The organism is Pedobacter sp. (assembly GCF_040513095.1).
Taxonomy (GTDB): Bacteria; Bacteroidota; Bacteroidia; order Sphingobacteriales; family Sphingobacteriaceae; genus Pedobacter.
Genome location: NZ_JBEVDX010000013.1, coordinates 1 through 4,238 on the forward strand (window position 1 = coordinate 1; position 4,238 = coordinate 4,238).

3 protein-coding genes are annotated in these 4,238 nt (G+C 45.3%); all 3 read left to right on the forward strand.

Annotation, left to right across the window (positions count from 1 at the left end; translation table 11 throughout):
• Window positions 1–1,745, forward strand: a 1,745-nt coding sequence (locus ABWY16_RS02120; RefSeq protein ID WP_353902999.1) for a SusC/RagA family TonB-linked outer membrane protein, incomplete at its 5' end; no start/stop codon positions are given.
• 18 nt (window positions 1,746–1,763) lie between these two features.
• Window positions 1,764–3,266, forward strand: a complete 1,503-nt coding sequence (locus ABWY16_RS02125; RefSeq protein WP_353903000.1) for a RagB/SusD family nutrient uptake outer membrane protein — start codon at window positions 1,764–1,766, stop codon at window positions 3,264–3,266.
• A gap of 92 nt (window positions 3,267–3,358) precedes the next feature.
• The coding region (locus ABWY16_RS02130; protein WP_353903001.1) for an alpha-L-rhamnosidase N-terminal domain-containing protein at window positions 3,359–4,238 on the forward strand (880 nt) is incomplete at its 3' end.

Genomic DNA, 4,238 nt, shown 5'->3' on the forward strand with positions numbered 1-4,238 from the left:
CAACTGCTGAACTGGAAATTGTGACGGGCCTTAAGGCTAAATATGCCTATAATGTAGACTACACTAACAATAAAGCATTTTATTTCAGCCCGTCCTTCGTTTACGGAGAAACCAGTAACCCGAATCCTAATCCGTCTATACCGAACTCAAATACCGCGTATGGTGATTCATTTAACTGGCTGTCGGAGCTCACCCTGAACTATGACAAAAACTTTGGGCAGGACCACCGCTTTAATGCATTGCTGGGATATACCGCGCAAAAAGAAAGAAGTGAGGGCTATGGATTTAATGCTACCAACTATCCGGACAACCTGATAGAGACAATCAATGCCTCGCCATTGTTAAACGGGCAAAGTGCCTACGTAGATAAGTGGTCGCTCATCTCTTATCTGGCGCGTGTGAATTACACTTTCAAAGACAGATACCTGCTTACGGCATCGATCAGGTCTGATGGATCATCGCGTTTTGGTGCTAACAAACGTTACGGAACCTTTCCATCGGCGGCTGTGGGATGGCGTGTGTCAGAAGAAGATTTTATGAAAGACGTCAAATGGGTAAATAACCTGAAGCTCCGCGCAACCTATGGTCTGGCAGGTAACTTTAACATTGGAAATTACCTCTATGCGTCAAATGTGGGCAGTGCTAACTACACCTTTGGCGGAACGGTTTCAGGTGGCAGGGCATCAAGCAGCATCAGTAATTCTGAACTTACCTGGGAAAATTCAAGGCAGTTTGATACTGGGATGGATCTGTCTATGTTCAGCAACAGGCTAAACCTTACACTCGATTATTATAACAGGATTACCTACAATCTGCTGCTAAGTAATGAACTGCCTTTGTCTTCTGGCTTTGCAACCGCAACCGTGAATCTGGGCAAAATGCGGAACCGCGGTTTCGAAGCAACAGTATCTTCAGAAATATTAACCGGCAGGTTTACCTGGAATACCAGTGCGAACATCTCATTTAACAAAAATATCGTGCTTGGACTGAACCAGAACAATGCACCTGTTTACGCAGGACGCAGCGGCGAAGGTAACTTTACGCATAAAACAGAAGTGGGAAAACCCCTGGGACAATTTTTCGGCTACATAGTAGAAGGAGTTTACCGTGACCAGGCCGATTTTGACCGTTCTCCAAAAAATGCATCATCAGTAGTGGGATCGATCAAATACCGTGATGTTGATGGCAATGGCATCATCGAACCGGTGAAAGACTTTGCCGTGATAGGTGATCCTTATCCTGATTTCACCTACGGGTTTACCAACAACTTTGGTTACAAAAACTTTGACCTGAGTGTTTTGCTGGTAGGTTCTCAGGGAGGGGACATCATGAAAACTTCAAATGAGTTCCTCACCAATATTGATGGGGTATTCAACGTAGACAAAAAGATTTTGAACCGCTGGCGTTCGCCTGAGAATCCAGGAGATGGAGTGACACCAACCACCAATGGTGGCCGCACGCTGTATCGCGATGTAAACTCCAGCTGGATAGAAGATGCAAGCTTTTTGCGCATCCAGAACATCACCCTGGGATATAATTTTAAACAGAAATTTGCTACCAGTTCTAAAGTATTAAAAGGATTACGCTTATATGGAAGTGTGCAGAACCTGGTAACATTTACCAAATATAGCGGAGGCAATCCTGAAGCCTTAACAAATGGTTCCAATGCTCTAACTCCGGGACGGGATTTTCTGGGATATCCACTGCCAAGAACATTAACCGTTGGCGTAAACATGACCTTTTAATTTTACAAAGCAATCATCATGAAACAACAATATAAATACATCAGTATAATAGTACTTTGCCTGCTGGGAACTTCCTGTAAAAAATCTTTTCTGGAACAGCCACCTGAGGCAGGGTTAACAGGAGCCAACTACTGGAAGACAGAATCAGATATCAAACAAGGAGTGTCTGGGGCTTACCGCTCCCTTCGAGACCTTGGTCTGTTCAGTTTCTGGGTGTTCAGCGAAATGCGGTCTGACAATACAACCTTCCAGTATAATGCACCGCAGCGCGGACAGGAAAACCGTGAATTTGTAGACGAGTTCCTGGTTATTTCTACCAACACCCTGATCCAGGATTTCTGGCAGCAAAGTTACGTCGGCATTGCCCGCTGTAATGATGTACTGGGTAACGAATCACGCATCACCATGTCTGATCAAAGCCGTAATCAATCAGTCGGTGAGGTTAAGGTATTGCGTGCCTATCATTATTTTAATCTTGTTCGCCAGTTTGGCGGGGTCCCTTTAAGACTTGCAACTGTTGGGTCTCCTGAGCAGGCCGGATCACAGGGAAGGGCAACTGCAGATGCGGTTTACGCCCAGATCATTGCCGATCTGACCGATGCTGCAGCAAAACTTCCTGCTACCTATGGAGCTGCGGATAAAGGCAGGGTAACCAGTGGCACCGCCAATGCAATCCTTGGGGAAGTGTACCTCACCCGAAAAAGTTATGCTGAGGCGCTGACAGCATTGCGCAAGGTTACAGGGTACAGCCTCCTGTCCAGCTATGCCTCTATCTTCCAACCGGCAAATAAAAACAATGCTGAGTCCATCTTCGAAATTCAATATCTGGGTTCCGATCCAAACCTGTCCAGTAACTTTATGTATCAGTTTGCACCATTCAACTCTGGTACAATTGTAACGAATGACCCGGGCACCAATTTAAGCTTCAGCAGTGGCTGGAATACCCCAACAAGTGACATCATTGCTTCTTACGAGGCAGGGGACCAGCGCAAGGCTGTTTCCCTTTCTGAAGGTTTTACACAGGCCGGAACCTTTATTCCTGTGCCATATATCACCAAATACAATCAGGGATTTGTACAGCCAGGACAAACCAATGTTAATTTTCCCATCATCCGCTATGCTGATGTGATGCTGGAAATTGCTGAATGCCTCAACGAGCAGGGATTTGCTGCGGGAGGCGAAGCTTTTAACCTGCTTAATGAAGTTAGAAGAAGAGCTGGATTATTACCAAAGACTGCTGGTAACGCCAACGCTGCCCTCGATGTTTCTACGCAGCAGGCATTCAGAAATGCAATAGCTCAGGAACGCAAGATTGAACTTGCCTTTGAGAACCACCGCTGGTATGACCTGGTAAGAACAGGAACAGCAGTAGACGTGATGAATGCACATGGCCGCCGCGAGATTGCCAAAGCTCCAGCGCAATTCCCTGCCGGATCATATGTAGTAACTGCTAATAAACTGCTTTTACCCATTCCTGAACGTGAAATCACATTGGATAAGTTAACACAAAATCCTTTGTAGGTATAGATCCGTATGCGGAATTCCAGTGCTGCGGTATCAGTATCGCAGCACTTTTTTTAAGGACTCATAGTCCTGTATTTATAACAAATGATATGAGATTTAGACAATTCCTCCTTTTGCCTGTTTTAGTGACTTTGATGTCCATAAAAGCTTATGCGATTAAACCTGCTGCTGTTGAAGGTTTAAGAACCGAGTATCTTGTTAACCCGATCGGGATAGATGATACACATCCGCGGTTAAAATGGATGCTCAATGATAGTCGGCCCGGGGCTCTGCAAACTGCCTACCAGTTAATCGTTGGCACTGACTCTTTAGCTGTTGCAAAGGGTGAGGGGAATAGCTGGCTTACAACAAAAGTAAATTCTGCAGTAATGCTTGTAAACTATGATGGCAAGTCTTTAGCCGCTTACACAAGATATTTTTGGAAGGTTAAACTCTGGGATAAAGATGGTAAAGAGCTAAGCTCTGCAGTAAATGCTTTCGAAACAGGCGTGATGAGCCAGAGATGGCGGGGCGCCTGGATTAGTGACAGAAAAGGAATCGATGCCCGTCCTGCACCCTATTTCAGGAAAGCATTCACAGCTAAAAAAGAAATTCGTTCTGCTAGAGCTTATATCGCTGTAGCCGGGTTATATGAACTGTATTTAAATGGCAATAAAGTGGGTAATCACCGGCTTGATCCCATGTATACACGTTTTGACAGGCGTAACCTCTATGTGAGTTATGACGTTACAGCCAACATGCTCCGGGGTGAAAATGCTATAGGAGTGCTTCTCGGAAATGGCTGGTACAACCACCAGGCCCTTGCAGTTTGGAATTTTGACCGTGCCCCCTGGCGTCAGCGTCCTGCTTTTTGCATGGACTTAAGGATCACCTATACAGATGGTACATCAGAAGTTATTGCTACGGGCAATGATTGGAAAACTCAAACTGGTCCGATTATTTCCAATAATATCTATACAGGCGAACAGT

Excerpts from the sequence above, each read along its gene's own strand:
- ABWY16_RS02125 (WP_353903000.1), top strand. The coding sequence starts at position 1,764 with ATGAAACAACAATATAAATACATCAGTATAATAGTACTTTGCCTGCTG.